2 protein-coding genes and 1 pseudogene are annotated in these 684 nt (G+C 52.9%); all 3 read left to right on the top strand.

What is annotated here, in order from left to right:
• A partial coding sequence (locus AWU74_RS11960) for a hypothetical protein (protein ID WP_187150926.1) occupies nucleotides 1-269 on the top strand: 269 nt, incomplete at its 5' end.
• Nucleotides 270-310: 41 nt separating this feature from the next.
• Nucleotides 311-448, top strand: coding sequence for a hypothetical protein (locus AWU74_RS11955; RefSeq protein ID WP_187150925.1), 138 nt, complete (start codon nucleotides 311-313; stop codon nucleotides 446-448).
• 135 nt (nucleotides 449-583) lie between these two features.
• Nucleotides 584-684, top strand: a pseudogene (locus AWU74_RS12805) (IS5/IS1182 family transposase); the annotation flags it as partial.

Genomic DNA, 684 nt, shown 5'->3' with positions numbered 1-684 from the left:
GCATCATGACCACTAAAGAAGTCATTAAAGTGCGCTGTGCCGACTGCTACGGCAATAAATGCGCAGACGACAGATGCGAGCTTTTCGGATTGGCAAAGCCGCATAGAGGCGCGGACAGGACAGCGGCAATCCGCCGTTATTGTGGCTGGTGCATGAACGGCGAGCCGGTGCATCAGTGCACTTGCGTGAATTGCGCTATTCATAAGTACCGGGCGCAGTCTACGGTCGCTCTTAAAATCAATTTTGAAGGCGAAAAGACCCGTCTCTAGGTAGTGTGGACTAAAAAGGAAAAAGAGGTAAAATGGGAGGTATGAAAAGAAATGAAGGCATTCACCGGCACGATATAAGCGACGAGGCGCGGGAACGGATAAAAGAACTGCTGCCCGGACAAGCAGGGAAGCACGGGGGAGCGGCGAAAGACAGCCGCCTGTTCATTAGTTTCTTCTAAGGACTGATACCCCGCAGCTTGCTGCGGAAAACTGGGGTGCGGGGGATTTGTTCCCCCGCATACGCAAAGATTTCAAAGAGAAATTTTCAATACCCCGCTGCAAGCAGCGGGGATTCTTTATTAACGCGGCAGACGCGCACGGGCGCTCCGCGGAGAGATTTGCTGCCCGAATTCAGGAACCGGAACAGCGTGCACAAGCGGTTTTGCCGCCGGCGGGATAAAGGAATAGGAAAAAT

The sequence above is a fragment of the Treponema endosymbiont of Eucomonympha sp. genome, from assembly GCF_001028545.1.
The sequence above is the reverse complement of the archived record's forward strand: the minus strand, read 5'-3'. Positions and strand labels throughout refer to the sequence as shown.